The sequence below is a fragment of the Actinosynnema pretiosum genome (assembly GCF_002354875.1).
In the GTDB taxonomy this organism is placed as follows: domain Bacteria; phylum Actinomycetota; class Actinomycetes; order Mycobacteriales; family Pseudonocardiaceae; genus Actinosynnema; species Actinosynnema auranticum.
On record NZ_CP023445.1, the window covers coordinates 5,557,666 to 5,584,276 of the forward strand.

The 26,611-nt window shown below is 74.1% G+C and carries 24 protein-coding genes; 4 read left to right on the top strand and 20 right to left on the bottom strand.

Translation table 11 applies throughout. The features are described from left to right. Nucleotides 1–5: 5 nt before the first annotated feature. The 13 genes from CNX65_RS23465 to CNX65_RS23525 all read right to left on the bottom strand — a co-directional run bounded on the left by CNX65_RS23465 (nucleotide 6) and on the right by CNX65_RS23525 (nucleotide 14,179). Complete coding sequence (locus tag CNX65_RS23465) at nucleotides 6–1,310, bottom strand: alpha/beta fold hydrolase (protein WP_096495700.1); 1,305 nt, start codon at nucleotides 1,308–1,310, stop codon at nucleotides 6–8. Beyond that, nucleotides 1,307–2,287 carry an ATP-binding cassette domain-containing protein gene (locus CNX65_RS23470; RefSeq protein ID WP_096495701.1) on the bottom strand — a complete coding sequence of 327 codons (981 nt, stop codon included), beginning with the start codon at nucleotides 2,285–2,287 and terminating at the stop codon, nucleotides 1,307–1,309. The genes CNX65_RS23465 and CNX65_RS23470 overlap by 4 nt, the downstream gene beginning before the upstream one ends. Beyond that, a complete protein-coding gene (locus CNX65_RS23475) occupies nucleotides 2,284–3,099 on the bottom strand; it encodes an ABC transporter ATP-binding protein (RefSeq protein WP_096495702.1) in 816 nt (271 codons plus the stop codon). The genes CNX65_RS23470 and CNX65_RS23475 overlap by 4 nt, the downstream gene beginning before the upstream one ends. Then, nucleotides 3,096–4,094, bottom strand: a complete 999-nt coding sequence (locus CNX65_RS23480; protein WP_177154329.1) for an ABC transporter permease — start codon at nucleotides 4,092–4,094, stop codon at nucleotides 3,096–3,098. The genes CNX65_RS23475 and CNX65_RS23480 overlap by 4 nt, the downstream gene beginning before the upstream one ends. After that, on the bottom strand, nucleotides 4,091–5,047 hold the full coding sequence (locus tag CNX65_RS23485) for an ABC transporter permease (protein ID WP_096495703.1): 957 nt from the start codon (nucleotides 5,045–5,047) through the stop codon (nucleotides 4,091–4,093). The genes CNX65_RS23480 and CNX65_RS23485 overlap by 4 nt, the downstream gene beginning before the upstream one ends. 4 nt (nucleotides 5,048–5,051) lie before the next feature. Further along, nucleotides 5,052–6,746: an ABC transporter substrate-binding protein gene (locus tag CNX65_RS23490; RefSeq protein WP_096495704.1), complete on the bottom strand. Its 1,695-nt coding sequence runs from the start codon at nucleotides 6,744–6,746 to the stop codon at nucleotides 5,052–5,054. Nucleotides 6,747–7,221: 475 nt separating this feature from the next. Beyond that, a complete protein-coding gene (locus CNX65_RS23495; protein WP_096495705.1) occupies nucleotides 7,222–7,893 on the bottom strand; it encodes a GntR family transcriptional regulator in 672 nt (223 codons plus the stop codon). Nucleotides 7,894–8,010: 117 nt separating this feature from the next. Next, on the bottom strand, nucleotides 8,011–9,396 hold the full coding sequence (locus CNX65_RS23500) for an aldehyde dehydrogenase (NADP(+)) (RefSeq protein ID WP_096495706.1): 1,386 nt from the start codon (nucleotides 9,394–9,396) through the stop codon (nucleotides 8,011–8,013). A gap of 10 nt (nucleotides 9,397–9,406) precedes the next feature. Then, entirely contained in the window at nucleotides 9,407–10,408 is a 1,002-nt protein-coding gene (locus CNX65_RS23505) for a proline racemase family protein (RefSeq protein WP_096495707.1), read from the bottom strand. 1 nt (nucleotide 10,409) lies between these two features. Next, on the bottom strand, nucleotides 10,410–11,342 hold the full coding sequence (locus tag CNX65_RS23510; protein WP_096495708.1) for a dihydrodipicolinate synthase family protein: 933 nt from the start codon (nucleotides 11,340–11,342) through the stop codon (nucleotides 10,410–10,412). Continuing rightward, complete coding sequence (locus tag CNX65_RS23515; RefSeq protein ID WP_096495709.1) at nucleotides 11,339–12,742, bottom strand: NAD(P)/FAD-dependent oxidoreductase; 1,404 nt, start codon at nucleotides 12,740–12,742, stop codon at nucleotides 11,339–11,341. The genes CNX65_RS23510 and CNX65_RS23515 overlap by 4 nt, the downstream gene beginning before the upstream one ends. Continuing rightward, nucleotides 12,735–12,992 (bottom strand): (2Fe-2S)-binding protein, encoded by a 258-nt coding sequence (locus CNX65_RS23520; protein WP_096495710.1) that lies wholly within the window; start codon nucleotides 12,990–12,992, stop codon nucleotides 12,735–12,737. The genes CNX65_RS23515 and CNX65_RS23520 overlap by 8 nt, the downstream gene beginning before the upstream one ends. After that, nucleotides 12,989–14,179 (bottom strand): NAD(P)/FAD-dependent oxidoreductase, encoded by a 1,191-nt coding sequence (locus CNX65_RS23525; RefSeq protein WP_232519972.1) that lies wholly within the window; start codon nucleotides 14,177–14,179, stop codon nucleotides 12,989–12,991. The genes CNX65_RS23520 and CNX65_RS23525 overlap by 4 nt, the downstream gene beginning before the upstream one ends. Nucleotides 14,180–14,722: 543 nt before the next feature. Between CNX65_RS23525 and deoC the strand changes: the two genes are divergently transcribed. The 4 genes from deoC to CNX65_RS23545 all read left to right on the top strand — a co-directional run bounded on the left by deoC (nucleotide 14,723) and on the right by CNX65_RS23545 (nucleotide 19,508). Beyond that, entirely contained in the window at nucleotides 14,723–15,388 is a 666-nt protein-coding gene (gene deoC, locus CNX65_RS23530) for a deoxyribose-phosphate aldolase (protein ID WP_096495712.1), read from the top strand. Nucleotides 15,389–15,533: 145 nt separating this feature from the next. Continuing rightward, nucleotides 15,534–16,562 (top strand): LacI family DNA-binding transcriptional regulator, encoded by a 1,029-nt coding sequence (locus CNX65_RS23535; protein ID WP_096495713.1) that lies wholly within the window; start codon nucleotides 15,534–15,536, stop codon nucleotides 16,560–16,562. 28 nt (nucleotides 16,563–16,590) lie between these two features. Further along, nucleotides 16,591–17,892 (top strand): thymidine phosphorylase, encoded by a 1,302-nt coding sequence (locus tag CNX65_RS23540; protein ID WP_096495714.1) that lies wholly within the window; start codon nucleotides 16,591–16,593, stop codon nucleotides 17,890–17,892. A 143-nt stretch (nucleotides 17,893–18,035) separates the two neighbouring features. Next, nucleotides 18,036–19,508, top strand: coding sequence for an amidohydrolase family protein (locus CNX65_RS23545; RefSeq protein WP_096495715.1), 1,473 nt, complete (start codon nucleotides 18,036–18,038; stop codon nucleotides 19,506–19,508). 73 nt (nucleotides 19,509–19,581) lie between these two features. Here CNX65_RS23545 and CNX65_RS23550 read toward each other — a convergent pair whose 3' ends face one another. The 7 genes from CNX65_RS23550 to CNX65_RS23585 form a co-directional block, all read right to left on the bottom strand. After that, the gene (locus CNX65_RS23550; protein ID WP_096495716.1) at nucleotides 19,582–20,934 is read right to left on the bottom strand and encodes an endo-1,4-beta-xylanase; all 1,353 of its coding nucleotides are present in this window, start codon (nucleotides 20,932–20,934) and stop codon (nucleotides 19,582–19,584) included. A 400-nt stretch (nucleotides 20,935–21,334) separates the two neighbouring features. Then, on the bottom strand, nucleotides 21,335–22,183 hold the full coding sequence (locus tag CNX65_RS23560) for a DUF4253 domain-containing protein (protein WP_096495718.1): 849 nt from the start codon (nucleotides 22,181–22,183) through the stop codon (nucleotides 21,335–21,337). 124 nt (nucleotides 22,184–22,307) lie between these two features. Next, on the bottom strand, nucleotides 22,308–22,874 hold the full coding sequence (locus CNX65_RS23565) for a hypothetical protein (RefSeq protein WP_096495719.1): 567 nt from the start codon (nucleotides 22,872–22,874) through the stop codon (nucleotides 22,308–22,310). Next, on the bottom strand, nucleotides 22,871–24,229 hold the full coding sequence (locus CNX65_RS23570; RefSeq protein ID WP_096495720.1) for a hypothetical protein: 1,359 nt from the start codon (nucleotides 24,227–24,229) through the stop codon (nucleotides 22,871–22,873). The genes CNX65_RS23565 and CNX65_RS23570 overlap by 4 nt, the downstream gene beginning before the upstream one ends. Beyond that, nucleotides 24,229–25,032, bottom strand: coding sequence for an ABC transporter ATP-binding protein (locus tag CNX65_RS23575; RefSeq protein WP_096497956.1), 804 nt, complete (start codon nucleotides 25,030–25,032; stop codon nucleotides 24,229–24,231). Before CNX65_RS23575 ends, CNX65_RS23570 begins: the two co-directional genes overlap by 1 nt. Nucleotides 25,033–25,149: 117 nt before the next feature. Then, nucleotides 25,150–25,941 (bottom strand): cupin domain-containing protein, encoded by a 792-nt coding sequence (locus CNX65_RS23580; RefSeq protein ID WP_096495721.1) that lies wholly within the window; start codon nucleotides 25,939–25,941, stop codon nucleotides 25,150–25,152. Next, complete coding sequence (locus CNX65_RS23585; RefSeq protein ID WP_096495722.1) at nucleotides 25,938–26,489, bottom strand: RNA polymerase sigma factor; 552 nt, start codon at nucleotides 26,487–26,489, stop codon at nucleotides 25,938–25,940. Before CNX65_RS23585 ends, CNX65_RS23580 begins: the two co-directional genes overlap by 4 nt. Nucleotides 26,490–26,611 lie beyond the last annotated feature (122 nt).

The following is a 26,611-nucleotide window of genomic DNA, read 5'->3' on the forward strand; positions in this document are numbered from 1 at the left end:
CTCCCTCATCGCTGTTCTCCACCGGAATCCCGGACGATCTCGCGGAGCCTGCGCAGCACCTTGCCGTCCGAGATGCCGTCGTGCTCGTACTCGTTGGTCACCCACGCCCGCGCGTTGCCGAGGCGGGAGAGGGTGTCGCGCTGGAGCTCCTCGTCCACGAACAGGTCGTCGTGGTAGACGACCGCCGCGAGCGGGACCTCGTTGGCCGCCAACCTCTCCGGGTCGTACAGGTCGGTCCAGACCCGCACGTCCGCCAGCTCCTCCATCGCGGCGGCGAACGGCCGCAGCGCGCGGATCTCCTGGAACATCCAGGGGAAGGCCATCTCGGAGGTGAGCAGCAGCGGCCTGCGGTCCTCGGCGAACTGCGGGCGCAGGTCCCGCTCGCGCTGCGCGGACCAGCGGAACGGGCCGTTGTCGCCGTCGCCGTAGATGCTCTCCTGGAGCACCCAGAACAGCGGGTTGCCCGCGTAGGAGGTCTTGGTCAGCGCGGTTTCCAGGAACTTGCCGGTGAACCGGCCGTCGCGGTGCAGCGCCTCGGACACCAGCCAGTGCAGGCGCTGGTGGCCGGTGGTGAAGCCGAGGTCGCCGCCGAGGGTCTGGAAGCGGCGCACGGACAGCGGCGAGCCGTCCGGCAGCTCCACGCCGCCCTCGGCCAGCCGGTCGGCGATCGCGGCGATCGCGTCGACGTCCTGCGGGTAGCGGCGGTAGAAGTCGGCGGTCTTGGCCTCGGCGCGGGTGAAGGTGCGCCGGTAGACCTCGTCCGGGTCCGCAGGGGTGCCGGGGATCCCGCCGCACACGTAGCACGCGGCGAGCGCCTGCGGGGCGTGCGAGAGGTAGGCCAGGGTGATCCAGCCGCCGAAGCTCTGGCCGAGCGTGGCCCACTTCCTCCCGCCGTAGCACCGGGTTCGCACGTGCTCCAGGTCTCGCACGATGGAGTCGGCGCGGAAGTGGAGCAGGTGCTCGGCGGCGGCGCGCCCGTCCGGGAAGCCCGCGATGACGGCGCCGTCGACCGGGGTGCTGCGGCCGGTGCCGCGCTGGTCGACCAGGACCACGCGGTAGGTGCGCAGCGCCTCGGCGAGCCAGCCGTCGACGCGCTCGGGGCGCGGGTTCGCGCCGCCGGGACCGCCCTGCAGGTAGGTCAGCAGCGGCAGGTCCTCGCGCCTGCGGTCCGGGTCGGCGAACTCCCGGACGAACAGCTCCACGGTCCGCTCGTCGGGGGCGCGCCAGTCCAGCGGCACGTCGACGGTGAACTCGCGCACCCACGCGCCGGGCACGGGGTACTCGACGGGGGTGGTCTCGGCAGGGCTCATGCGGTGACCTCGGTCGGGTTGTCCTCGCCCGCCGGGCCGTTCCCGGCGGACGGCCCATTGTCCGCGTCCGTTCGGTCGACACCGGCGGCGGCCTCGTGCTCGGTTGCCCCGCGCCCGGTTGCCCCGCGCTCAGCGGCCTCACGCTTGGCCGCGTTGCGCAGCCGCGCCTGCTCCCACTCCGGCCGGATGCGCGGCACGGCGGCCAGCAGCGTGCGGGTGTACTCGTGCCGCGGGTCGTCGAACACCGCGTCCCGCTCCCCCGCCTCCACCACCCGACCGGCGGTCATGACCGCGACGGTGGTGGCGATCTGCCGCACCACCGCCAGGTCGTGCGCGATGAACAGGCAGCCGAAGCCCTCCTCCCGCTGGAGGTCCCGCAGCAGGTTGATGATCTGCGCCTGCACCGAGACGTCCAGCGCCGACACGGCCTCGTCGCACACCAGCACGCGCGGCCCCACGGCGAGCGCGCGGGCGATGCCGATGCGCTGCGCCTGCCCGCCGGAGAACTGCGCCGGGTAGCGGCCGACGTGGTCCGGGTCGAGCCCGACCCGCTCCAGCAGCCCCTGCGCGAACGCCCTGGTCCCGCCGGGCACCGGCCGCTTCTGGTACCGCAGCGGCGCGGTCACGATCCGCTCGACGGTGTGCCGGGGGTTGAGCGAGGAGAACGGGTCCTGGAACACCACCTGGACCTGCCGCCGCACCTCCAGCAGCTCCGCCCCGGTGACCGAGGTGATGTCGCGCCCGTCCAGCCGCACGGCGCCGGAGGTGACGTCGATCAGCCGGGACGCCAGGCGCGCGGTGGTGGACTTGCCGGAGCCGGACTCGCCGACCAGCGCGAGGGTCTGGCCCGCGTGCAGGTCGAACGAGACGTCGTCCACCGCGCGGAACCTGCGCGCCGGGCGCAGCAGCCCGGCGGTGCCCGCGACCGGGAACTCCTTGACCAGGCCGCGGGCGCTGAGCAGCGGTTCGGTGCTCATTCCCCTCCTCCCGTGGTGCGCAGCGCGCCGATGCTGTCGTCGATGCGCGGGACGGCGTCGAGCAGCGCCCGCGTGTACGGGTGGCGGGGGTCGGAGAAGACCCGCTCGGTCGTGCCCGCCTCCACCACCTCGCCCTTGCGCATGACGACGAGCTCGTCGGCGACCTCGCTGACCACGGCGAGGTCGTGCGTGATGAGGACGAGCGCGGCCCCGGTGTCCCGGCGCACCTCGGTGAGCAGGTCCAGGATCTGGGCCTGCACGGTGACGTCGAGCGCGGTGGTCGGCTCGTCCGCGATGATCAGCTCCGGTTCGGCGCTGAGCGCCATGGCGATCATGACGCGCTGGCGCATCCCGCCGGAGAACTGGTGCGGGTAGTCGTCCACGCGCCGACCGGCCTCGCGGATGTGCACCCGCTCCATGGCCTCGACCGCGGCGGCGCGGGCGGCCCGCCGGGACACGCCCGGCCGGTGCGCCCGGTACGCCTCGGCGATCTGCGCGCCGACCGCGTAGTAGGGGTTGAGGGAGGACAGCGGGTCCTGGAACACCATGGCGATCCGGTCCCCGCGCACCGCCCGCATCCGCCGGTCGGACAGCTGCGCGAGGTCCTGCCCGCCGAAGGTGATCGAGCCGGAGCGGACCGCGCCCTTCGGCAGCAGGCCCATGATCGCCAGGCTGGTCATGGACTTGCCCGACCCGGACTCGCCGACGATGCCGAGCGAGCCACCGGCGGGCACCGAGAAGTCGATGGCGTCGACCACCGGCACGCCCTTGAAGGACACGGTCAGCCCGCGCACGTCCAGCAGCTCGCTCACGCCCTCGCCCCCGCCCTGACCCGAGGGTCGATCACCGAGTACAGCAGGTCGACCACCATGTTGCCGACGACCACGAAGAACGCGGCGAGCAGCGTGACGGCCATGATCACCGGCTGGTCGTTCTTGGTGATGGAGTCGGCGGCGAGCTTGCCGACGCCGTTGATCCCGAACACGGTCTCGGTGATCAGGGCGCCGCCGAGCAGTCCGGCGAAGTCCATGCCCGCGATGGTCACGACGGGCGTGAGCGCGGGCCGCAGCGCGTGCCGCCGCCACACCAGCGCCGGTTGCAGGCCCTTGGCGCGGGCCGTGCGCACGTAGTTCTCGCCGAGCGTGTCGAGCACGTTCGCGCGGGTGAGCCGGGTGTACGAGGACGCGTAGCCGATCGCGAGGACCGTCCAGGGCAGGATGAAGTTGAGGAACCACTGGACGGGGTCGTCCAGGAACGGCACGGCCTGCGGGAACGGCAGCCACTGCAACCAGATCACGAACACGTACTGGAGCGCGAGCGCGAGGACGTAGTTCGGGATCGACATGCCGCCCAGGGTCAGGCCGGTGATGAACTTGTCCGCGAACTTGCCCTCGCGCACCGCGCTGACCAGACCGCCGATCACGCCCATGGACAGCCACAGCACGGCGGCGCCGATCGCGACGACGGCGGTGACCGGGAGGCGCTGCGCGATCATGTCGGTGACCAGCTGCGAGGTCTGGAACGAGTAGCCGAGGCACGGGGCGGTGCAGTCGATCAGCGACGGCCCGCTGCCGTACTCGCGGCCGACGAACAGGCCCGCGAGGAACAGCCCGAACTGGGTGAGGAACGGCGCGTCCAGGCCGAGGTTGGCGCGGATCTGGTCGATGCGCTCGGGGGTGCAGTTCTTGCCGCAGATCTGCACGGCCGGGTCCGGCGAGAGCGCGAAGAACACCAGGTAGGTGAACAGGCAGACCAGGAACAGCACCACGACCATGCCCAGGACGCGGTTCACGACGTAGCGGGTCACCGGTGGCCTCCGGGGTCGACGGCCGCCTGCACCCGGTCGCCCAGGACCATGAAGGACAGCACCAGCAGCGCCAGGAACGCGCCCGGCACCAGGAAGTACGCGGGCACGACCGAGTACCAGGTCACCGAGCTGGAGATCATCTGCCCCCAGGACGGGGTGGGCGGCACGACGCCCACGCCCAGGAACGACAGGCCCGCCTCGGTGCCGATGTAGCCGGGCACCGCCATGGTCGTCATGACCAGCACGGTGGAGCGCAGGTTCGGCAGGATCTCGGTGAACACGATGGTGGCGCGCGAGGCGCCCGACGCGCGGGCGGCCTCCACGAACTCGCGCTCCTTGAGCGAGAGCGTCTGCGCCCGCACGATCCGCGCCAGGTACGGCCAGCCGAACAGGGCGATCACCACGACCAGCAGGTACTGCCGGTTGTCGGCGGGCAGCGCGGACAGCACCGCGATCATGAAGATGAGGGCGGGGAACGCCATCAGGAACTCCATGAGCCGCGAGACCAGCATGTCCACGCGGCCGCCGAAGTAGCCCGCGAGCAGGCCGAACAGGATTCCGAGCGTCGTGGTCAGGGCCGTGGCGGCGAGCGCGATGAGCATGGAGGTGCGGGCGCCGTAGACGATCCGGGCGAAGATGTCGCGCCCGGTGCCGGGCTCGACGCCGAGCCAGTGCTCGCCGGAGATGCCGCCCCAGTCACCGAGCGGGATGCCGCCGAGGTCCGGGTCGATGGCGGACTGGTCGAACGTGTACGGGTCCCAGCCGCTGACCTTGACGATCAGCGGCGCGAACACCGCCATGAGCAGCACCAGGGCGATGTAGCCGAGGCAGGCCACCGTCGCGGGCTGGCGCAGGAGCGTGCGGGTGACGCTCCAGCGCGGGTCCGGGGTCGTTCCGACGGTGTCCTGCTCGGCCGCCACCGGCGCCTGGAGGGCGGGGGGCGTGATGGTCATCGGGTCAGGCCTTCCCCGCGTCCTTCAGGCCGAGGATGGCGTAGTCGACGTCGCCGCCGGGGGCGTGGAAGCCGGTGACGTTGGAGCCCGGCAGGTAGATCCGGTTCTCGACGTTCAGCGGGACGATCGGGGCCAGCTCCATGACCTGCTTGTCCAGCTCGCCCCAGGCCTTGGTGGCCTTGTCCAGGTCGGTCTCGGCGATGTTCGCGTCGATCGCGGCGTTGATCGCCGGGTCGTTGATCTGCGAGAGGTTCTGGTTGCCCTTCTCGGTGATCTTGCGGCCGTCGAACAGCGGCGGCAGGAACGTGGAGGCGCTGGACGCCCAGTCCGGGCACCAGCCGGTGATGGCCGCGTCGTTCTGGACGGCCGGGGTGGCGATGGTCTCGTAGTAGGTCGCCACGTCGATGACGTTCAGCTTGACCTCGATGCCGATCTTCTGCAGCGACTGCTGGATCGACTCGGCCTGGCGCTGGGCGACCGGGTTGGAGCGCACGTCCAGGACCAGCGGGAAGCCGTTCGCCTGGCCCGCCTCGGCGAGCAGCTGCTTGGCCTTCTCGACGTCGCCGGCGTTGTCCTTGCTCGGGTACAGGTCGAACTGGGTGTGGCCGGTGACCGAGGACGGCAGGATCGTGGTGGAGACGGTGGCGAACTGGTTGCCGCCGGTGGCGTTGAGCACCGCGCTCTTGTCCACCGCGTAGTTGATCGCCTGGCGCACCTTGACGTCGGCCAGCGGGCCCTTGGTGGTGTTCAGCCCCAGGTAGGTGGTGCAGGTGGAGGGCTCCTTGACGGTGCGCTCCTTGAGCTGCGGGGTCTGGATGCGGGCGATCGTGGCGGTCTGCACGGTCGCGGCGACCGCGTTCACGTCGCTGCCCTGGCCTGCGATGAGCCGCTCGTCGATGGTGGCGCGGTCGACGCCGATGACGAAGTTCCAGGCGTCCGGGTAGGCCTTGCGGGCGGTGTCGGTGGCGGCGTCCCAGTTGGGGTTGCGCACCAGCTCGATCTTGCTGCCGGGGGTGAACGACTTGACGTCGTACGGGCCGGAGGCGATGACGTCCTTGATGAACGAGTCGCCGCCGCCGGTGCCGACCGGGAACGGGGTGCCGGTGGGCATGGACAGGACCGCGTCGAACTCGGGGAACGGGGCCTTCAGGCGGAACACGATGGTGCGCTCGTCGGGCGTCTCGATCGTGGGCAGGTCGCCGGAGCGGTAGGGGCCCTGGTAGTCGGCGGGCGCGTCCACCAGCTGCTTGAGGTAGGGGGCGCCGATGCCGATCTCCGGGTCCCAGCTGCGGGTGATGCCGAACTTGACGTCCTGCGCGGTGATCGGCGCGCCGGTGTCGAACTTGATCCCGTCCTTGAGCTTGTACGTCCAGGTCAGGCCGTCCGCGGACGGCGTGCCCAGCGACTCGGCCAGGTCCGGGACCATCTCGTTGGGGTTCGCGGCGTCGGCGGGGGCCTTGGTGATGAGCTGGCGGTAGATCAGCCGGTAGAACGAGTTGACGCCGCCGTCCCAGCCCCGCGACGGGTCCAGGTAGGAGAAGTCGGTGGCCTGGAGGACCTGGACGGTGCCGCCCTTGACGGGGGCGCCGTCCGTGCCACCGGAACCGGTGGACTGGCCAGGCGTCCCGGAGCACGCGGACAGGACGATGGCTCCTGCCGTGAACCCGGCGATCGCCAGGGTGCTGGTGGTTCTCCTCACGGGGTCCTACCTTCCGTCGGGTGCAGCCCTTGAGCCGTCCCCACGAGGGGGTGGACGGCCTTGCGGACTGGCGACTGAGTGCGGCGTTGCGGTCAGGCGCACCGGGGAGGCGGTGGCGCGCGGCGGGCCGTTGAGCGTCAGCGACGGCTGGCCACGCAGAGCGGGTGAATGAATGACCGCGATCACTTGGAGGGGACAGTAGTATGTCACACCTCGCATCTGAAGAGCTTGGCGCGATATTTTTCCTGGCCGAAACGAACGGGCCCGGACAACGCGACCAGCCCGTCCGGCTGCGCCGGACGGGCTGGTCAAGGCTGCTCCCGGCGCGCGCGGAGGTGCGCGACGGCGGGGTCTGGCCGCGTCGGATCGATTCAGAGCCGGCTCGGGCCGGGGCTCGCCAGCACCGGTCAGCGCGGTTGCACTGACCCGCTCGGGCTGGACCGCGGCGGGCGGCGCTGGTCGGTGTCAGTCGGCGCTAATCCTCGGAGTTGCCGCTCCACCACCCGAGCACGTGCCCGATGTGGTCCGTGAGCAGCGCTTCCGCACCCCGCCCGTCGTGCGCCTCCAGCAGGTCCACCAGCAGGTGGTGCTCGGCGGCGGACCTGGCCAGCTCGGCGGTGCCGATCATGTCGGCCAGCCCCACCATCCGGGTCTGCTGGCGCAGGTCCTTGACGATCGCGATGAGCCTGCGGTTGCCGTGCAGCTCCAGCAGCCTGAGGTGGAAGTCCAGGTCGGCGGCCAGGTAGGCCGCCAGGTCCGCCACCTCGGCGGCGTCCACTATGGCCTGGGCCTTGACCCGCAGCTCCGCCGCGATCGCGGGCTGCATCGTCCTGGCGATCCCGCGCATCGGCGGGGCCTCCAGCTGCTGCCGCAGCCGCACGATCTCCCACAGGTCCTGCTCGCTGACCTGCGTGATCCGGAAGCCCTTGTTGCGCACCACGTCGACGAACCCGCGCTTCTGCAGGTTCAGCATGGCCTCCCGCACCGGGGTGGCGGACACCCCGAAGCGGGCGGCCAGGGTCGGCGCGGTGACCAGGGTGCCGGGCGCCAGCTCTCCCGAGACGATGGCGGCGGCGACCGCGTCCTCGACGGTGCCGCGCAGGCTCGCGCCCACGGCCACCGGGTTGATGGTGGATGGACTACTCACCCGTGCCTCCCGTGTTGTGAGGCGTGCGGTCGCCCCGCACTAAAATGTCACACAGCGCTGGACTTTACCGACACTCCGCACCGAGTGTCCCACCGGTCGGGACGCGCCGGGAGCGGTTCACAGCTCTCCCGGCAGCGCGGACTCCGGCGTGCCCTGGTAGGTCACCGGCCGCTGGAACCGCGAGATCGCGTGCAGCCCCACCGACGTGGTCGTCGGCGCGGTGCTCGCCGGGTACGGGCCGCCGTGGTGCTGCGCCCCGGACACGGTGACCCCGGTGGGCCAGTCGTTGTAGACCACCCGGCCGACCACGTCGGAGAGCAGCTCGACCACCTCGGCGGCGAGCGGGTCCCCGTCGGTGGCGGCCTGCACGGTGCCGGTGAGCTGGCCGGGCAGCGCGCGCAGCACCGCCGTCAGCTCCTCGGCCGACGCGTACTCGACCAGCAGCCCCGCCGGGCCGAACATCTCGGTCTCCAGCAGCTCCGGGTCGGCCGCCGCCACGTCCGCCCGCACCCGCAGCACGCTCGCCCGCACGCCCTCGTCGTTGGCCGGTCCCTCGGCCGCGACCGCGACCTCGGGCCGACCGGAGACGGCGGTGACCGCGTCCGCGTAGCCCTGCTCCAACCCGGAGGTCAGCATCCGGCCGGGCTTGGGCAGCTCGACAGACTTCAGGAACGCGTCGGCGTCCGGCACCAGCACCACACCGGGGTTGGTGCAGAACTGCCCGGAGCCCAGGGTGAGCGAGCCGACCCAGCCGGTGGCGATGTCGCCGCCCCGCTCGGCCCACGCGGCGGGCGTGACCACGACCGGGTTGACGCTGCCCAGCTCCCCGTAGAACGGGATGGGCTCGGGCCGGGACGCGGCGATGTCGAACAGCGCCCGACCGCCCCTGGTGGACCCGGTGAACCCGACCGCCTTGATCCGCGGGTCGCGCAGCGCGGTCACCCCGGCCTCGACGCCCTCGATGAGCCCCAGCGCGCCCTCGGGCAGCGCGGCGGCCACCACGGCGGCGGTGCGCCGGGACAGCTCCGGGTGGCCGGGGTGCGCCTTGACCACCACGGGGCACCCGGCGGCCAGCGCGGAGGCGGTGTCGCCGCCGAACACGCTGAACGCGAACGGGAAGTTGCTGGCCGCGAACACCAGCACCGGCCCGATCGGCACCAGCGCGCGTCGCAGCGCGGGCTTGGGCCCCATGCCCCAGTCGGGGTCGGCGGGCTCGACGTGCACCGGCGCCAGCTCGCCCGACCGCAGCCCCTTGGCGAACAGCCGCGCCTGGAACGTGGTGCGCTTCAGCTCCCCGGTCAGCCGGGGCAGCGGCAGGTGCGTCTCGGCGTGGGCGAGCGGGATCAGCTCGTCGGCCGCGCCGTCGAGCGCGTCGGCGGCGGCCTCCAGCCACCCGGCGCGCTGCTCCAGCGAGGCCCGCCGCAGCGGGGTCCTGGCCGCCGAGGCGGCGGCGAGCACGCTCTCGACGTCAGCGGCGTCTTCCTGCAAAGCCTTGTCCGACAAGTGCTTCCCCTCAGAACTCGAAACCGGCGGGGTACGGGTCGGTCGGGTCGAGCAGGTACTGCCCGATCCCGGTGACCCAGGCGCGCCCGGTGATGGTCGGCACCACGGCGGGCTTGTCGCCCACGGTCGTCTTCCCCACCAGGCGGCCGGTGAACCTGCTCCCGATGAACGACTCGTTCACGAAGTCCTGCCCCAGCGGCAGCTCGCCGCGCGCGTGCAGCTCGGCCATCCGGGCGGACGTGCCGGTCCCGCACGGGGAGCGGTCGAACCAGCCGGGGTGGATGGCCATGGCGTGCCGGGACAGGGTCGCGTCCGAGCCGGGGGCGATGAACTCCACGTGGTGGCAGTGGTCGACCCCCTCGATCTCCGGGTGGTGCGGCGGAGCGGTGGTGTTGACGGCGTCCATGATCGCGAGCCCGGCGGCCAGGATCTCGTCCTTGCGCGCCCGGTCGAACGGCAGCCCGACCTGGTCGAGGTCGACCATGGCGTAGAAGTTGCCGCCGAAGGCGAGGCTGTACCGGATCGGGCCCAGCCCCGGCACGTCCACGACCTCGTCCAGCCGGTCGCAGTAGGACGGGACGTTGCGCAGGGTCACGCCGTCGGCGTGCCCGTCGCGGACGGCCACCTCGGCCACCACCAGCCCGGCCGGGGTGTCCAGCCGGATCGTGGTCACCGGCTCGACCACCTCGACCATGCCCGTCTCCACCAGGACCGTGGCCACGCCGATGGTGCCGTGCCCGCACATGGGCAGGCAGCCGGACACCTCGATGTAGAGCACGCCGAAGTCCGCGTCCGGCCGGGTGGGCGGCTGCAGGATCGCGCCGCTCATCGCCGAGTGCCCGCGCGGCTCGTTCACCAGGAGCTTGCGCACGTGGTCCAGGTGCTCGATGAAGTGCAGCCTGCGCTCGTTCATGGTGGCGCCGGGGATGACCCCGACGCCGCCGGTGACCACGCGGGTCGGCATCCCCTCGGTGTGCGAGTCGACCGCGGTGTACATCCGCGACGCGCGCACGTCAGGCCACCTCGGCCGCGCGCAGCGCCTCGATCCCGGCGACGGCGCGGCGCATGTCGGCGCGCACGCGGGCGACCTGGTCGGCGGTCAGCGGGCCGCGCGGCGGGCGGCACGGGCCGCCGTACCGGCCGACCTCCTCCATGCCCAGCTTGATGGCCTGCACGAACTCGGTGCGCGAGTCCCAGCGGAACACGGCGACGAGGTGCCTGTACAGCTCCCTGGCCTCGGCGAGGCGCCCGGCGAGCATGTGCTCGTAGATCGCGACGGACTCGGCCGGGAAGGCGTTGGGGAAGCCCGCGAACCAGCCGACGGCGCCGTCGGCCATCAGCTCGAACAGCACGTCGTCGGCGCCCGCGACCACGTCGATGTCGCACAGCTCGGCGATCTCGAAGAGCCTGCGGACGTCGCCGCTGAACTCCTTGATGGCGCTCACGTTCGGCAGCTTCGCGAGCTCGGCGACCAGCTCGGGCACCAGGTCGACCTTGGTGTCGATCGGGTTGTTGTAGACCATGATCGGCAGGCCGACCTCGTCGATCTTGGTGTAGTGCTCGACGACCTGCTCGGCGGTGGCCCGGTACATGGTGGGCGGCAGGGCGAGCACGCCGTGGGCGCCGTCCTCGGCGGCCAGCTCGGCCCAGTGCTTGGCCTGGTGCCAGCCGGGGCCGTGCACGCCCGCGACGACCACGCCCCGGTCGCCGACGGTGTCGACGGCGACCTGGACGACCTTGCGGCGCTCGGCGTCGGTGAGGGCCGAGTACTCGCCGAGGGAGCCGTTGGGGCCGACGCCGTGGCAGCCGTTGGACATCAGCCAGTCGCAGTGCTCGGCGAAGCGGTCGTAGTCGACCTCCAGACCGGCGGGCGCGGAGGGGTTCTCCTTGAACGGCAGGGCGGTGGCGACGATGACCCCGCGCAGGGAAGCCGGTGCGGAACTCATGGGACGTCCTCTCGGTTGCAGGTGCGGCCGTGCTCGGCGAGCTCGCCGAGGCGGAGCGGTGCGGCGATGGGGCGGTTGGCGGTGCGGCCGGGGTCCAGGACCCCGGTGAGCAGCTCCTCGACGGCCCGGCCGCAGGTGCGGCCCTGGCACAGGCCGAGGCCTGCTCGGGTGATGAGCTTGAGGGAGCGCAGGCCCTGGGAGCAGGTCAGCTCGGCGGCGCTGCGCAGCGCCCCTGCGGTGACGTCCTCGCAGCGGCAGACGACGGTGCCGTCGTCCACCCAGGAGCGCCAGCCGGGGCGGACGCCGTGGGCGGCGGTGAGGCGGGTGGCGAACTCGCGGAAGACCGCGCGGCGCTTCACGTCGCGGGCGTCGGGCTCGGCCCCGGCGGCGACGGCCCCGGCGATCCGGCCCTCGGCGAGCGCGAGGTCGACGCCGCCGATGCCGGTCAGCTCGCCCGCCGTGAGCACGCCGGGGACGGTGGTGCGCTGCCGGTCGTCGACCTGGACCGAGCCGTCCCCGGTGAGGGCGCAGCCGGTGGAGATGGCGAGTTCGGTGCGGGGGACGAAGGCGTGGCTGACGCAGACCGCGTCGACCTCGATCCGGCGCTCGGTGCCGGGGATCGGCGACCAGTCCGGGTCCAGCCTGGCGACGGTGACGGCCTCGACGCGGTCCGCGCCGTGGGCGGCGATGACGGCCGAGCCGGTGCGGTAGGGGACGCGGTTGGCGGCGAGCACGCGCAGGTAGCCGACCAGCTCGGCGGCCTTGTGGCCCGCCCTCGCCAGCCGCCACGGCTTGGTTGCCCAGCCCCTGGCCAGGCGCTTCGCGCCCGCCGCCTCCACGACGCCGACGACCTGGGCGCCGACGCGGACCAGGCTGGCCGCGGCGGTGAGCAGGAAGGGGCCTGCGCCCGCGACCAGCACGCGGCGGCCGACCGCGACCCGCTCGCCCTTGGCGAGGGCCTGCGCGGCGCCCGCCGTGAAGACGCCGGGCAGGTCCCAGCCGGGGAACGGGAGGGTGCGCTCCTGCGCGCCGGTGGCCAGGACGAGGGCGTCCGGGTCGAAGGTGCGCGGGGTGCGGTCGCCGCCGTCGGGCGGGCCGACGAGGGCGTGCACGAGCGGGGGGCGGCCGTCGCGGCGGTCGACGGACCAGACGTGCGCGGTGGTGACGACCTCGCAGCCGGGGTCGTCGACGAGCGCGGCGCGCAGGTCCAGGAAGCGCTGCCAGCCGTGGTGCCACTCGCGCTCGTCGGGGTCGCTGCGCTGGGCGGGCAGGTGCCGCCAGTACTGGCCGCCGAGGTCGTCGCCGGACTCCAGCAGGGTCACGGTCGCGCCGCTCCGGCGGGCGGCGTGCGCGGCGGCCATCCCGGCGGGGCCGCCGCCGACCACGAGGACGTCAGGCACGGTCGTCCTCCTGGGTGCGGACGCGGTCGCCGTCGGCGGCGCGGCGCTGGCAGGCGCGCACGTCGCGCAGGTCGTTGACGGTGACGACGCAGTCGAAGCAGGTGCCGATGCCGCAGAACACGCCGCGCGGGCGGCCCGCGCGGGTGCGGCGCCAGGAGGTGCGGCCGGTGGCGAGGAGGGCGGCGGCGATGCTCTGCCCCGCCACCGCCTCGACGGGCTGGCCGTCGACCTCGATGCGGATCTTGCTCATCGGTCGGTCCCCTCCAGGTGCGGGAGCAGGGTCGGTCGGTCGAGCCGGAACTGCGCGGCCAGCTCGTCGCGCGTCCCGCGCAGCAGGTCGTCGCGCAGGATCTCGGCGGTGGCCAGGCTGAGCCCGATGCCCGCGCCCTCGTGGCCGGTGGCGTGCCACAGGCCGGGCAGGCGGTGGTCGGGGCCGATGACGGGCAGGTGGTCGGGCACGAACGGGCGGAAGCCGCCGTAGGCGCGCATGACCTGGACGTCGGCCAGGAACGGGAACAGCAGCAGGGCCTTGGCGGCGAGCGCGGAGAGCACGCGGGCCTCGATGCGCTCGTCGAAGCCGCGGCGCTCGCGGGAGGAGCCGATGAGGACGGTGCCCGCGGCGGTCGACTCGACCACGCTGGACACCTGGAGGTCGGCGGCGCCGGAGCCGACCGCGCCCACGTAGTCGGCGTCGTAGACCTTGTGCCACACGCGCTGCGGCATCCGGGAGGTGACCAGGACGGTGCCCCGGCGGGGCGCGACCGGGAGGCGCACCCCGAGCCGCTCGGCGACCGCGCCGGACCAGGGGCCCGCGGCGAGCACGACGGCGTCGGCGGTGATCGCGCCTTCGGCGGTGGCGACCCCGACGAGCCTGCCCTTGTCCAGCACGGGCCCGGTGACCTCGACGCCCTGCCGGACCCCGGCGCCGTGGCGGCGGGCGGCGGCGAGCAGCGCCTCGGTGGCGGTGACGGGCTGGACCTGCATGTCGTCGGGGTAGAAGACGGCGGCGGCGCGGTCCGGGGTGAGGTCGGGTTCGAGCTCGCGGACGCGGTCGTCGTCGACGGCCTCGGCGGTGACGCCCGCGGCGCGCTGGGCGGCGGCGAACCCGCGCAGCGCGGTGGCGCCCGCGTCGGTGGTGGCGACGACGAGGCCGCCCTTGCGCTCCAGTTCGAGGTCCGGGAAGCCCGCGGGCAGCTCGTCGCGCAGCTCGTCCTCGACGCGCAGCCAGGAGGCGAGGGAGCGCTGGGCCAGCCGCAGCTCGGGGCCGGGCTCCTTGTCGGAGACCAGCAGGTTCCCCTCGCCGCTGGCGGACGTCCCGCCCGCGCTGGGCCCGCGGTCGACGACGGTCACCGCGCAGCCCTCGCGGGCCAGTGCGCGGGCGATCGCCGAGCCGACGATGCCCGCGCCCACCACGACTACTCGAAGAGGAGTGGACACGCCGGTACCATGTCACATGGCCCTTGGTTTGGGAAGAGTGCGAGTCAGCCAGGCGCGATCCGAGGGGTTAGCGCGGCTGTAACATTTTACCGAGCCGGTTTCATGTCGCAGGTCACGCGCGGTCCGGGGCGGTCGCCCACGCGCGCCCCGCACGGCAGGCGGGTATTCCAAGCCGCAGCAACTCTTACCGCCTGCCCCCCGCACGCGCCACCACCCGCACCGGGGCGCCGAAGCGGCCCACCCGATCGGGCGGAGCGACGCGGTCCCTGGCTCGATTCCACGCGCGCCGCGCGCCGCGCCCGACCAGCAGGCGGCCCCGCGCCCCGACCTCCCGCACCCAGGGCCGCCGGGGCGCGCTCCAGCCCTTCCCACCCCGCGGCACCCGGCACCGCCCGCGGCGCCCGGCCCTGCCTGCGGCCCCGAAGCCGCGCGAACGGGTCCCGCCGCCCCCAGGTCTTTCGTATGACCTACCCCAGGTTTATCGTATGACCTGCGGCAGTCACCCGGCTGCCCCGCTCCCGCTCGTCGGCGAAAGGGATCACCGTGCCGGACCTGGCCAGCGTCATCGACCACACCCTCCTCAAGCCCGAGGCCACCCGCGCCGACGTCGCCCGGTTCGTCCAGGAGGGCGTCGAGCTGGGCGCGTACTCCGTGTGCGTCTCGCCGAACATGCTCCCCCTCGACCTGCCCGAGGGCGCGTCGATCAAGGTCGCCGCCGTCTGCGGCTTCCCCTCCGGCAAGCACGCCTCCGAGATCAAGGCCCTCGAAGCCTCCCGCGCCGTCGCCCAGGGCGCCGACGAGATCGACATGGTCATCGACGTCGGCGCCGCGATCGAGGGCCGCTTCGCCGACGTGGAGGCCGACGTGCGCACCGTCCGCGAGTCCGTGCCCGGCGCGGTCCTGAAGGTCATCATCGAGTCCGCCGCGCTCACCGACGAGCAGATCGTCGCCGTCTGCGAGGCCGCCGTGCGCGCGAAGGCCGACTTCGTCAAGACCTCCACCGGCTTCCACCCCACCGGCGGCGCCACCGCGCACGCCGTCGCGCTCATGGCCAAGACCGTGGGCCCGACCGTGGGCGTCAAGGCGTCCGGCGGCATCCGCACCGCCGAGGCCGCGCGCGAGATGATCGCCGCGGGCGCCACCCGCCTCGGCGTCTCGGGCACCCGCGCGCTCGTCGAGGGCGCGGACACCACCCCGTCCGGTTACTGAACCGGACCGCCGGGCGCGGCGGTGCGAACCCCCGATCGCGCCGCCGCGCCGCGCCGTGGCGCGGGACCGCGGACCGGTACCCCCGCGGTCCCGCGCCACAGCTCCCCGCGCGCCCCTCTCCCCCACCCCGCCAGGAAGGCGCCCCATGGCTGAAGCGAAGCGCCCCTGGCGCGCGGTCACCGGCAGCGACGTGGCGCGCCTGGCGGACGTCTCGCAGTCCGTGGTGTCGCTGGTCTTCTCCGGCAAGGCGGGCACCCGCGTGTCCGAGCGCACCGCCGAGCGCGTCCGCGAGGCCGCCGCCCGGCTCGGGTACGTGCCCAACACCGCCGCCGCCCGCCTGAAGACCGGCCGCGTGCCGATCATCGGCCTGGCCGTGCGCGACGTCAGCCAGCCCTTCTTCGCCTCCCTGTTCCAGCACGCCGAGCGCAGGGCCCGCGAGCGCGACCACTCGGTCATCCTGATCACCCGCGACGACGGCGAGACGTCCTGGACCGACCGCCTCGCCGACCTCATCCGCGCGGGCCACCTCGGCGGCGCGATCGCCTACGGCCCGACGGGGGCGGAGGCCGCCGCGCTCGCCGCCACCGGCCTGCCCGTCGTGGCCTGCGAGCTGTACGGCGACGAGCTGCCCACCGTCGGCTTCGACTTCGCCCCCGGCATGGCCGAGGCCGCCCGCCTGCTCCGCGCGGCCGGGCACACCCAGGTCGCCTGCCTGAACACCCGCAACGCGCACCCCACCTACCTCGACCGCCGCACCGCGTTCGCGGACGCGTTCTCCGCGCTGGGCGGGCAGGTCACCGCCGTGGCGCAGACGTCCGCGACCGACTTCGACGCCGCCTGCTCCGCCGCCACCGGCCTGCTGGACGGCGCGCGCCGGTTCACCGCCGTGGTGTGCGACGACGACCTGCTCGCCCCCGCCGTGTTCCGCGCCGCGCGCGCGAGGGGCTGGCGGGTGCCGGAGGACCTCTCGGTCGTCGGGGTCGGCGACCTGGACCTCGCCCGGATGCTGGGCCCCGCGCTCACCACCGTGCGACTGCCCGCCGCGGACCTCGCGACGGCCGCCGTGGCCACCGCGCTCGGCGTGATCGACAACCAGCGGCCCGCCGGGACCCGGCTGGCCACGGCGCTGGTCACCCGTGACACGGTGGCCGCCGCCGCTACGGGCGGGCGCTGACCCCGGTCCCGCCGAGAGGAGCACCACCTTGCCGAAGGTCGAACCCTTCGACGCCGTCGACGTGCTGCGCGCCAAGCGCAACGGGCAGCGGCTGTCCACCGAGCAGATCAACTGGATCGTCGACGCCCACGCGCGCGGCCGGGTCGCGGACGAGCAGGTGTCCGCGCTGCTGATGGCGATCTGGCTCAACGGCATGAGCCGCGAGGAGACCCGCGACCTGACGCTGGCCATCGTCGCCTCGGGCGAGCGGATGTCCTTCGCGGACCTGGGGAAGCCCACCACCGACAAGCACTCCACCGGCGGGGTCGGCGACAAGATCACGCTGCCGCTGACGCCGCTGGTCGCGTCGTTCGGCGTGGCGGTGCCGCAGCTGTCCGGGCGCGGCCTCGGCCACACCGGCGGCACGCTGGACAAGCTGGAGTCGATCCCCGGCTGGCGCGCCGATCTGTCCACGGAGGACATCCTCGCGCAGCTGCGCGACGTCGGGGGCGTGGTGGCGGCGGCCGGGTCCGGCCTGGCGCCCGCCGACAAGAAGCTGTACGCGCTGCGGGACACCACGGCGACCGTCGACGCGATCCCGCTGATGGCGTCCTCGATCATGTCGAAGAAGATCGCCGAGGGCACGGGCGCGCTGGTGCTGGACGTGAAGTTCGGCTCGGGCGCGTTCCTGACCGACCTCGCGGACGCGCGCGAGCTGGCCAGGACCATGGTGGAGCTGGGCGAGGACGCGGGCGTGGCGACGAGCGCGCTGCTGACCAACATGAACGTGCCGCTGGGGCGGGCGATCGGCAACGCGAACGAGGTCGCCGAGTCGGTGGCGGTGCTTCAGGGCGGCGGTCCGGCGGACGTGCGGGAGCTGACCCTGGCGCTGGCGCGGGAGATGCTGGCGCTGGCGGGCAGGCCGGACGAGGACGTGGCCGCCGCGCTGGACGACGGGCGCGCGCTGGCGACGTGGCGGCGGATGGTGCGCGCGCAGGGCGGCGACCCGGACGCGGCCCTGCCGACCGCGCGCGAGCACGAGGTGGTGCGGGCCGACCGCGACGGCGTTCTCGTTGAGCAGCAGGCGCTCCCGTTCGGCGTGGCGGCCTGGCGGTTGGGCGCGGGCCGGGCGCGCAAGGAGGACCCGGTGCAGCACGCGGCGGGCATCGAGCTGCACGTGAAGCCGGGCGAGGCGGTCAGGGCCGGGCAGCCGCTGTTCACGCTGAGCGCGGACGAGGAGGCGCGCATCCCGCGCGCGCTGGAGTCCCTGGTGGGCGCGTGGCGGATCGGCGACGCGGGCGACGAGGTGCAGGGGGGCGGTCCGCTGGTCGCCGAGCGGGTCGGCCGCTGACGCGCCGGGGCGCCCCTCCGCGCGGAGGGGCGCCCCGGTGCCCGCGGGGGCAGAACCCCTGCCCGAAAGGTCCTCCTCCCCCACCCCGCGCCTCCGCCGGGGTGACGATCGCGGTGACGTCACCGACTCGACGGGGAGGACACGTGACCGAGGACTTCCAAGCGGGACAGGGGTTACCGGCCGACAGCGGAAAGCCCGGCAGCCGGTACCTGGTCAAGGGCGGCGCGGTGCTGTCGCTGGACCCGGCGGTCGGCGACTTCGAGCGCGCCGACGTGCTGGTCGACGGCGCGCGCATCGCCGCCGTGGGACCGGACCTGCGCGTCCCGGACGCGGCCGTGCTGGACGCGCGCGGCCGGATCGTCCTGCCCGGCTTCGTGGACACGCACCACCACCAGTTCGAGACGGCGCTGCGCGGCGCGCTCCCGGACGCGCTGCTGTTCGACGACGGCTCCGGCTCGCCGTCCGCGAACCCGAACTACGGGGACTTCGTGCTCGGCCGGACGGCCCCGCTCTACCGGCCGGAGGACGTGCGCCTGAGCACGCTGTTCGCCGGTCTGGCGCAGTTGGACGCGGGCGTGACGACGGTGCTGGACATCTCCCAGATCCACCACACCCCCGAGCACACCGACGCGGCCGTGACCGCGCTGCGCGAGACCGGCAGGCGCGCGGTGCTGTCGTACGCGGGCGGTGACGGGCGGCCGGGCTCGACGTACCCGGAGGACGCGCGGGCCGTGCTGGAGCGGTGGTTCGCCTCGGACGGGCTGGTCACCATGGCCATGGGCGGCGAGATGTACCTGGACTACGAGGCGCGGTACTCGCGGGCCTGGGAGCTGGGCCGGGAGCTGGGGCTGCGGATCGTCGCGCACGCCGTGTCGGGCGCGGGCACGAACCCGGTGCTGGACCGGGTGGCGCGCGGCGAGGGCGGGGTCGGCGGGAACCTGGGGCTGGGCCCGGACAACCTGTTCATCCACATGACCGGCGTCGGCGAGGAGACGTGGCGGCGGGTGCGCGACGCGGGCGCGCGGGTGTCGATCGCGTTCCCGATCGAGATGGCCATGCGGCACGGCACCCCGCCGATCCTGACGATGCAGGCGCTGGGGATGGAGCCCTCGCTCAGCTCGGACGTCGAGACGACGATGCCCGCCGACCCGTTCACGCTGATGCGCTCGGCCTTGACCATGCAGCGGATGGTGGTGAACGAGCGGGTGCTGGCGCGCGGCGACGGCCACCCGCCGAACCACTGGCCGACGCCCGCCGAGGACGACCCGCCGCTGCTGACCGCGCGCGACGTGCTGCGCTTCGCGACCCTCAACGGCGCCGGGGACCTCGGTCTGGCGCACCGGACCGGGTCGCTCACGCCGGGCAAGGACGCGGACGTGGTGCTGCTGGACGCGACGGCGCTGAACGTGGCCCCGCTCAACAACGTTCCCGGCGCGGTGGTGGCGCTGATGGACCGCTCGAACGTGGAGACGGTGATCGTCGCCGGGCGGGTGCGCAAGTGGCGGGGCAGGTTGCTGGACGTGGACGTGGACCGGTTGCGGCACGAGCTGGAGGACTCGCGCGACCACCTGTTCCACGCGGCCGGTCTGCGGCGCGACCTGTTCGGCCGGGGCTGACCGGAGCGCCCCCGCGGTTCCCGCCGGATGACGGGAACCGCGGGGGCGCAGCGGTTTCAGCCCTGTTCCCCGCTCACCCCCTGCTGCAGGTGAGGCTGGGCCAGTTCCAGTTCCCGTTGTGCTGCACGGTGAAGCCGAACGAGTTCCCGTTGCCGTTGGGCCGCGCGGTCATCACGTTGCCGCTGGAGTCCCAGGTGGCGCTGGTGTTCCAGGTCGCGATGATCCGCTGCGGGGAGCTGACGGTGACCGTGACGACCCAGTTGTCGGCTCCCGAGACCGCGACCTGCCCGTTGAAGCGGTCGTTCCACTTCTGCCCCTCCGAGTAGGTCGCGGTGCAGCCGCCACCGCCGGGGTCGGGGTTCGTGGTGGTCGTGGTCGGCCCGGTGGTGGTCGGCTGCTGCCCGCCGCCCTCGTTCAGCACGGCCAGCACGGAGTTGTAGGCGGCCTTCTTGTTGCCGCTGCCGTCGAACAGCAGCGGGGTGCCGGAGGCGCGCCAGGAGTCGGTGTCGCGGATGCCCCAGACGGTGATGCCGGTGCAGCGGTCGACGGACAGGCAGGCCTGCGTGACGCCCTGGTACTGCTGGGCCTGGCTGGACCCGGAGCCCTCGATGTCCAGCTCGGTGATCTGCACGTCCACGCCCAGCGCGGCGAAGTTCCCGAGCGTGGTGTGGTAGTTGGACGGCACCGGGTTGCCGCTGTTGAAGTGCGCCTGGAACCCGACGCAGTCGATGGGCACGCCGCGCGACTTGAAGTCCTGCACCATCCGGTAGACGCCCTGGGTCTTGGCGTGCGACCAGTTGTCGGTGTTGTAGTCGTTGTAGCAGAGCTTGGCGTTGGGGTCGGCGGCGCGCGCGGCGCGGAACGCGGCCTCGATCCAGTCGTTGCCGGTGCGCTGGAGGTTGGAGTCGCGGCGGCCACCGGAATTGCCGTCGGCGAAGGCCTCGTTGACGACGTCCCAGGCGTAGATCTTGCCCCGGTAGTAGGTGGCGACCTGGGTGACGTGGTTGAGCATGGCCTGCCGCAGCGAGGAGCCCTCCATGCGCTGCATCCAGCCGGGCTGCTGGGAGTGCCAGGCGAGCGCGTGCCCGCGGATTCGCTTGCCCTGCCCTCGGGCCTGGTTGACGATGCGGTCGGCGTTGCCGTAGGAGAACTGGCCCTGGTTGGGCTCGGTGGCGTCCATCTTCATCTCGTTCTCGGCCGTCACCATGTCGAACTCGCGGTTCAGGATGCCGGTGTAGGTCGAGTCGGAGAGCTTGTTGGCGGCCACGGCGGTCCCGAAGTACCGCCCCTTCTGCTGCGCGGCGGCGGCGAGCGTCGAGGCGGCGCCACTGGCGGGCGTGGCCACGAGCACGACCGCTGCGGCGGTGAGCACGGCGAGCGTGGAGGCGAGTGCGGCTCGGGAGACTGACTTCGCTGTCAGCGTCATGTCCGGCGCTTTCTGGGAGAACCCGCGCGGGGCGGGCGAGCGGAAACCGGTTCGAAAGTTTCGCAGTAGATCCCGATCGTTATCAGCGCCTGACGCTAAGCGGCGCGACGCCGGGCGTCAAGGACGGGACCGCAGCAGCGCGCCCGCCCGCGGTCCTCGGCCCCCGGCTTCGGGGACCTTCGCCCACCACTCCAGGGCCGACGACCGCGATCAGCCCCGTCGGAGAGCGGTACCAGGTCGGCGTGTCCTCCGCGAGCAACCGCAGCACCTGGTGCGCCTGCACGAACGTCACGCTCCACCGCGACTGGACCCACCCCGCAGCGGGCGTCCAGCGACGACGACCGCGGGGCGACCGGCCTCACCGGGGCGACCGGTCGCCCCCCAGCGCACCCGATCTACCTCAGTCCCACCAGAACGTCCACGAGTGATCCCCCACCAACCGCTCCGCGTACGCCATCAGCGGGTGCGCCTCGTCGGACTGCCACACGTTGTCCGGGCACACCGCGAAGTGCTCCACCGAGATCGCCAGCGCCTCGGTGAGCGTCGTGGGCGGCGCCGCCACGCTCAGCAGCAGCGTCGAGGAGCCCACGCCCACCACCCGCGCGCCGAACCGGGACTCCCAGGACCGCAGCACCGCCGACAGCTCCGCGGTGTCGTCCACGTACCCCGCCGCCCCGCCCCACCCGGCGACGGTCAGCGCGTCCGCGCCGCGATCGGCCGCGACCAGCCCGAGCCGCAGGGAACCGTGCCCCCGCAACAACTCCCCCGCCAGGTCGTCCGCGACGCGACCGGGGTCGTTGGTCGGCACCCGCGCGGGCGCGAGCCCCGGCCACGCGCGGCCGAACGGCGCGGTCACGGCGAGCCGCTGGGCGGGCGTCAGCTGGTCCTCGGGGTCGTCGCCGGTGTGCGCGGCCCACCACCGCTCCAGCACCACCGCCGGGTCGTGCGCGCCTGCCGCCGCGGCGGGCGCGGGCGTCAGCTCGCCGCTGCCCCACGGGCGGTAGGCCGGGTCCTCGTCGTCGAGCGCGTCGAGCAGCAGCGGCCACAGGCCGGACGACGAGTGCTCGGCGCGCAGCCGCGTCCACAGACCCGCGGGCGCCGGTCCACCGCTGAGCCAGAGCGCCGGGAGCGGGCTCTCCGGCCGCTCGCGGGAGCGCACGGGCCGTCCCGGCGGGAGCGCCGAGCTCAGCGGGCGGTGCCGGGCGGCGTCGGGGAACAGGCCGAGCAGGTCGGGGTTCGGGGAGATCACGAACCAGGATCGTAAAGCGTGCCCCGCACCGCGCCCGGCGTGCCCCGCGCACTGCTCCGAATGCCGGAAAGCCAGGCGCAGCGGGGAGAACCGGGGGCGCGGCGACACCGCCGCGCCCCCGCGATCACCTGCGCGTGCCCCGCAGCGCGTAGGCGACCACCCCGACCGCGCCGAGCGCGATCGCGGTCCACGTCGACACCCGGTCCTGCGGCACGCGCAGCGGCCACCCGAGCACCCGCGCGAACCCGGACCCGTCGGTGTCCGGCACCAGGAACGCGGCGACCCACCAGAGCAGCGGCAGCGTCCACCCGAACTGCCCGCCCGCGGCGGTGGCCGCGATCCCCGCGAGCCCCAGGAACCCCACCCCGGCCCACCCGACGGCCCACGGGTCCACCGCGGACTGCCCGAGCCGCTGCGCCACCAGCAGGGCGCCGGTGGCGACCACGCCGATCAGCAGCAGGTGGGCGAGCCTGCGCACCGGCCACGGCAGCGCGGCCGTGCGGTCGAGCGCCGGGTCCTGCCCGCTCAGCCCGATCGCGGCGATCGAGACCCCGGAGACGCAGGCGAGCGTGGTCAGCACCGGCGTCCACGCCGTGCCCGCCACCGCCCACAGCCCCGCGACCGCCAGCAGCAGCCCGCCGAACGCGGACGGCGCCGACCTGGAGCGGGCGTACAGCACCGCCCACCTCATCGCGCGCCCTCCGGCAGCAGGACGTCCAACGCGGTCCCCTCGCAGGCGAGCAGCGCCTTCCTGGTCGCCACGACCCGCTGCTCCCGCACGTCCTCCGGGTGCGAGCGGAACCTGTGCCACGCGGACTCGACCACGGACTCCATCCCGGCGAAGTGGCCGGGGTAGTCGGCGGGCGGCCGGTCGGCCCCGGTGAGGTGCGCGACGGTCAGCGCCGAGATGATCGGCTCGTCGGTGCCGCCCTCGTTGGCGGCGTGGCAGCGGGGCACCCCGGCGCCCGCCAGCAGCTCGTCGCGGGTGCGCGTGACGTCGGCCTCCAGCAGCCCGGAGTCCATCTGGTAGTTGATCCGCACCACGTCCGCCGACCGCTCGGGAACCTGGTCCGACCACTGCGGGGTGGTGTCCTCCACGACCCTGGTCGGCGCGTCCGGCAGCCGGGAGAGCAGCCGCAGCGCCTCGCGCCCGGCCTCGGCGAGCACCGGCAGCCGGTCGGCGTGCATCCGGGAGACGCACACCGGCCCGTCGCACACCAGTTCGGCGGCGGCGGTGTCGGTGGTGAACGCGTCGGCGGGCCTCGCGGGCAGCAGCGGCGCCGCGACGGCGGCGGCGAGCAGCGCGGGGGCGGCGGCGATCAGCTTGGCGCGCGGGGACCTCGCGGCCAGCAGCAGCACGCCGGTCGCCGCGAGCCCGGCGAACCAGGCGGCCTGCACGAGGTCGAACGACCACGTGGTGGTCACCATCGTGCCGCGCGGGTCGCCGATCACGGCCGTGAGGTAGGCCAGCCGCGTCGTGAACGAGGGGACCCGCGCCTCGGCCAGCCCGGTGCCGGCCAGCGTCAGCAGCACCAGCGAGAGCACCGCCGCGGCGGGCGCGACCAGCGGATGCGGGGCCACGCGCCCGACGGCCAGGCCGAGGACCCCGCCCGCGACCACCGCGAGCGCCCCGACCACCAGCGCGGGCAGGAACGCCGCCGAGGTGTACCCGCCGCCCAGCAGCACGTTCACCACGCCCACCACCGCCAGCGCGCCGAACCCGACGACCAGGCACACCGCGAGCGCGGCGGCCAGCGCGCCGGTCCGCTGCCCGACCGGTCGGGGCGTGCTCCCCAGCAGCTCGGTCATGCCGGACCGCCGGTCGCGCATCCCCTGGACGGCGCCCGCGCCGAGGGCGACGGGCCAGCAGAACACCAGGAACCAGCGCAGCCACAGGACGGCCGTGGTGGTGCTGCTGCCCCAGTCGGCCGGGTCGTGGCTCCACGGGCCGGACAGCAGGAGCAGCAGCGGCAGCGGCAGGAGCAGCACCAGCAGGCCGGCCCACGGCGCGACGGAGCGCCGCAGCTCGATCCTCAGCGCGCGCATCACCAGCCCCCCTTGCCCGGCTCCTGGCCCAGCAGCGCGGAGTAGCCGCGCTCGATCGGGCTGTCGCCGACGTGGTCGGGCGTCCCGGCCGCCGCGACCTCGGCCGGGGTGCCCTGGAACACGAGCGACCCGCTCGCGATCAGCACCACGTCGGTGCAGGCTGCGGCGACGTCCTCCACCAGGTGCGTGGAGATCAGCACGCAGGTCTCCCGCCCCAGCTCCGCCACCAGCTCGCGGAACCGCACGCGCTGCGCCGGGTCCAGTCCCGCCGTGGGCTCGTCGAGCAGCAGCACGGCCGGGTCGTTGACGATGGCCTGCGCGACCCCGACGCGGCGCACCATGCCGCCGGACAGCGTCTTCATCTTGTCGTCGGCCCGGTCGGCGAGCCCGACCCGCTCCACGGCGCGCTGCACGGCTCCGGGGATCTCGGCGGCCGGGACCTCCTTGAGCCAGGCCAGGTACTCGACGAACTCGCGCACCGTGAACCGCTTGTAGTAGCCGAAGTCCTGCGGCAGGTAGCCGAGCCTGCGCCGCAGCGCGCGCCGCCCGCCCAGCCCGTCGACCCGCTCGCCCAGCACCGACAGCTCGCCGGAGGTGGGCCGCAGCACGGTGGCGAGGGTGCGGATCAGCGTGGTCTTGCCCGCGCCGTTGGGCCCGAGCAGCCCGTGCACCCCCTTGCCCAGCTCCAGGTCGAGCCCGTCGACGGCGTTCTTCTTGCGCCCGACCCGCACCACCAGCCCCTTGGCCTGGATCTCCCAGGCGTAGGCGGTGGGTGAGACCTCGTCGGCCCCCACTGCGCGCATGTCGCTCCTCATTGGACGTTCCTCATCGGACTTCCCCGGTTGTTCCGCATCGAGAAGTTCTTGTCTCGGAAGGTTTTCCGGACGGCCGCGCCCCCGACCGCGGGGCGCGGCGGGTGGTTAGCGGTGCGCGCCCAGCTGGTCGAACCGGCCGCGCCGCAGCACCACGACCACCGAGGCGAGCAGCAGCACGGCACCCCAGACGGGCAGCGCGCCCGTGAAGACGTCCAGCGGCGCGGCCTCGGCGGCGTGCGGCAGGACCACCAGCGCGGCCCACGTCCCGCCGAGCGCGAGCGCGGCGGGCAGCACGCCGATCACGCTGCCCAGCGCGAGCGCGCTGGTGGTCAGCGCCAGGCACGGCAGCAGCCACAGCACCACCGACGCGCCGGTCACCCAGCTCCCGACGCCCAGCAGCGGGGCCAGGACGCCGAGCACGGCGGCGGTGCGGCGCAGCACCAGGTTCAGCCCGGACCTGGGGGTCGCGGCCACCGCCTCGTAGGCCGGGTCGAGCCCGCGCGACCAGGACACCGCGACGCCGAGCACCGGCAGCACCGGCGCGAGCAGCTGCACCCAGGGGGTCCGCAGCGCGGACGGCCCGCCGAGCAGCAGGTCCGCCACGACCACGCCGACCACCAGCAGCGCGACCACGACCAGCCACGGCGCCATCACCGGCGTGAGCCACGCGGTGACCGCCCGCCGGACCGGGCGGCGGCGCCGGGGCGGCGCGCCCAATCGCGGTTCGACGCCCGCCCACACCGCGTCCAGCAGCGGAAGGGGCGGGGCGGCGCCGGCGAGCCTGCCCCGGCAGTGCCCGCACCGCTCCAGGTGCCCCTCGACCGCCCACAGCCGGTCGTCGGCCAGCTCCAGCCCGGCCGCGTAGGCGCGGACCAGCTCGTCGCTCGGGTGTGTCACGACAGCGCCTCCCGCATCGCGATCCGCGCACGGCGCGCGCGGGTCTTCACCGTTCCCTCCGGCACCCCCAGGACCACGGCCGCCTCGGTGACCGTGAGCCCGTCGAGCACCATGGCCCGCAGCACGTCCCGCAGCTCGGGCGAGAGCCGCCGCAGCGCGTCCCCGACCTCGTCGCCGAGCACGCCCGCGAGCACCTCCTCCTCCACCGCCGGGACCGGCGGCGCGACGGCGGAGGCGGGCGGCTGCGCGTGGTGCCCGCGCCGCCGGAAGGCGTCGACCAGGCGACGGGCCGCGATGGTCCAGATCCAGCCGACCGCGCTCCCGTCGACGGCCGAGCCCGCGAACGAACCGGCGGCGCGCCAGATCGCCAGGTAGGTCTCCTGCATGACCTCGGCCACGACCTGCTCGTCGGCGCACCTGCGGCGCAGCCGCACCGCGAGCCAGGGCGAGGTGCGGCGGTAGAGCTCCTCGAACGCCGCGCGGTCGCCCCTGGCGGTGCGCCGGACGAGGAACTCCTCGTCGACGCTCTCCAGCCGTTTCCGCTTCACACCCGGCTAGACGGCCGGACGGCGCTCGAGGTTCTCGAAAACGAGTGATGTGGGTCACTTTCCATGGCGGTGTCCTCAGCGGAAACCAGGGGACCGCAGGACCGGGGCGGCACCAGCCTTCC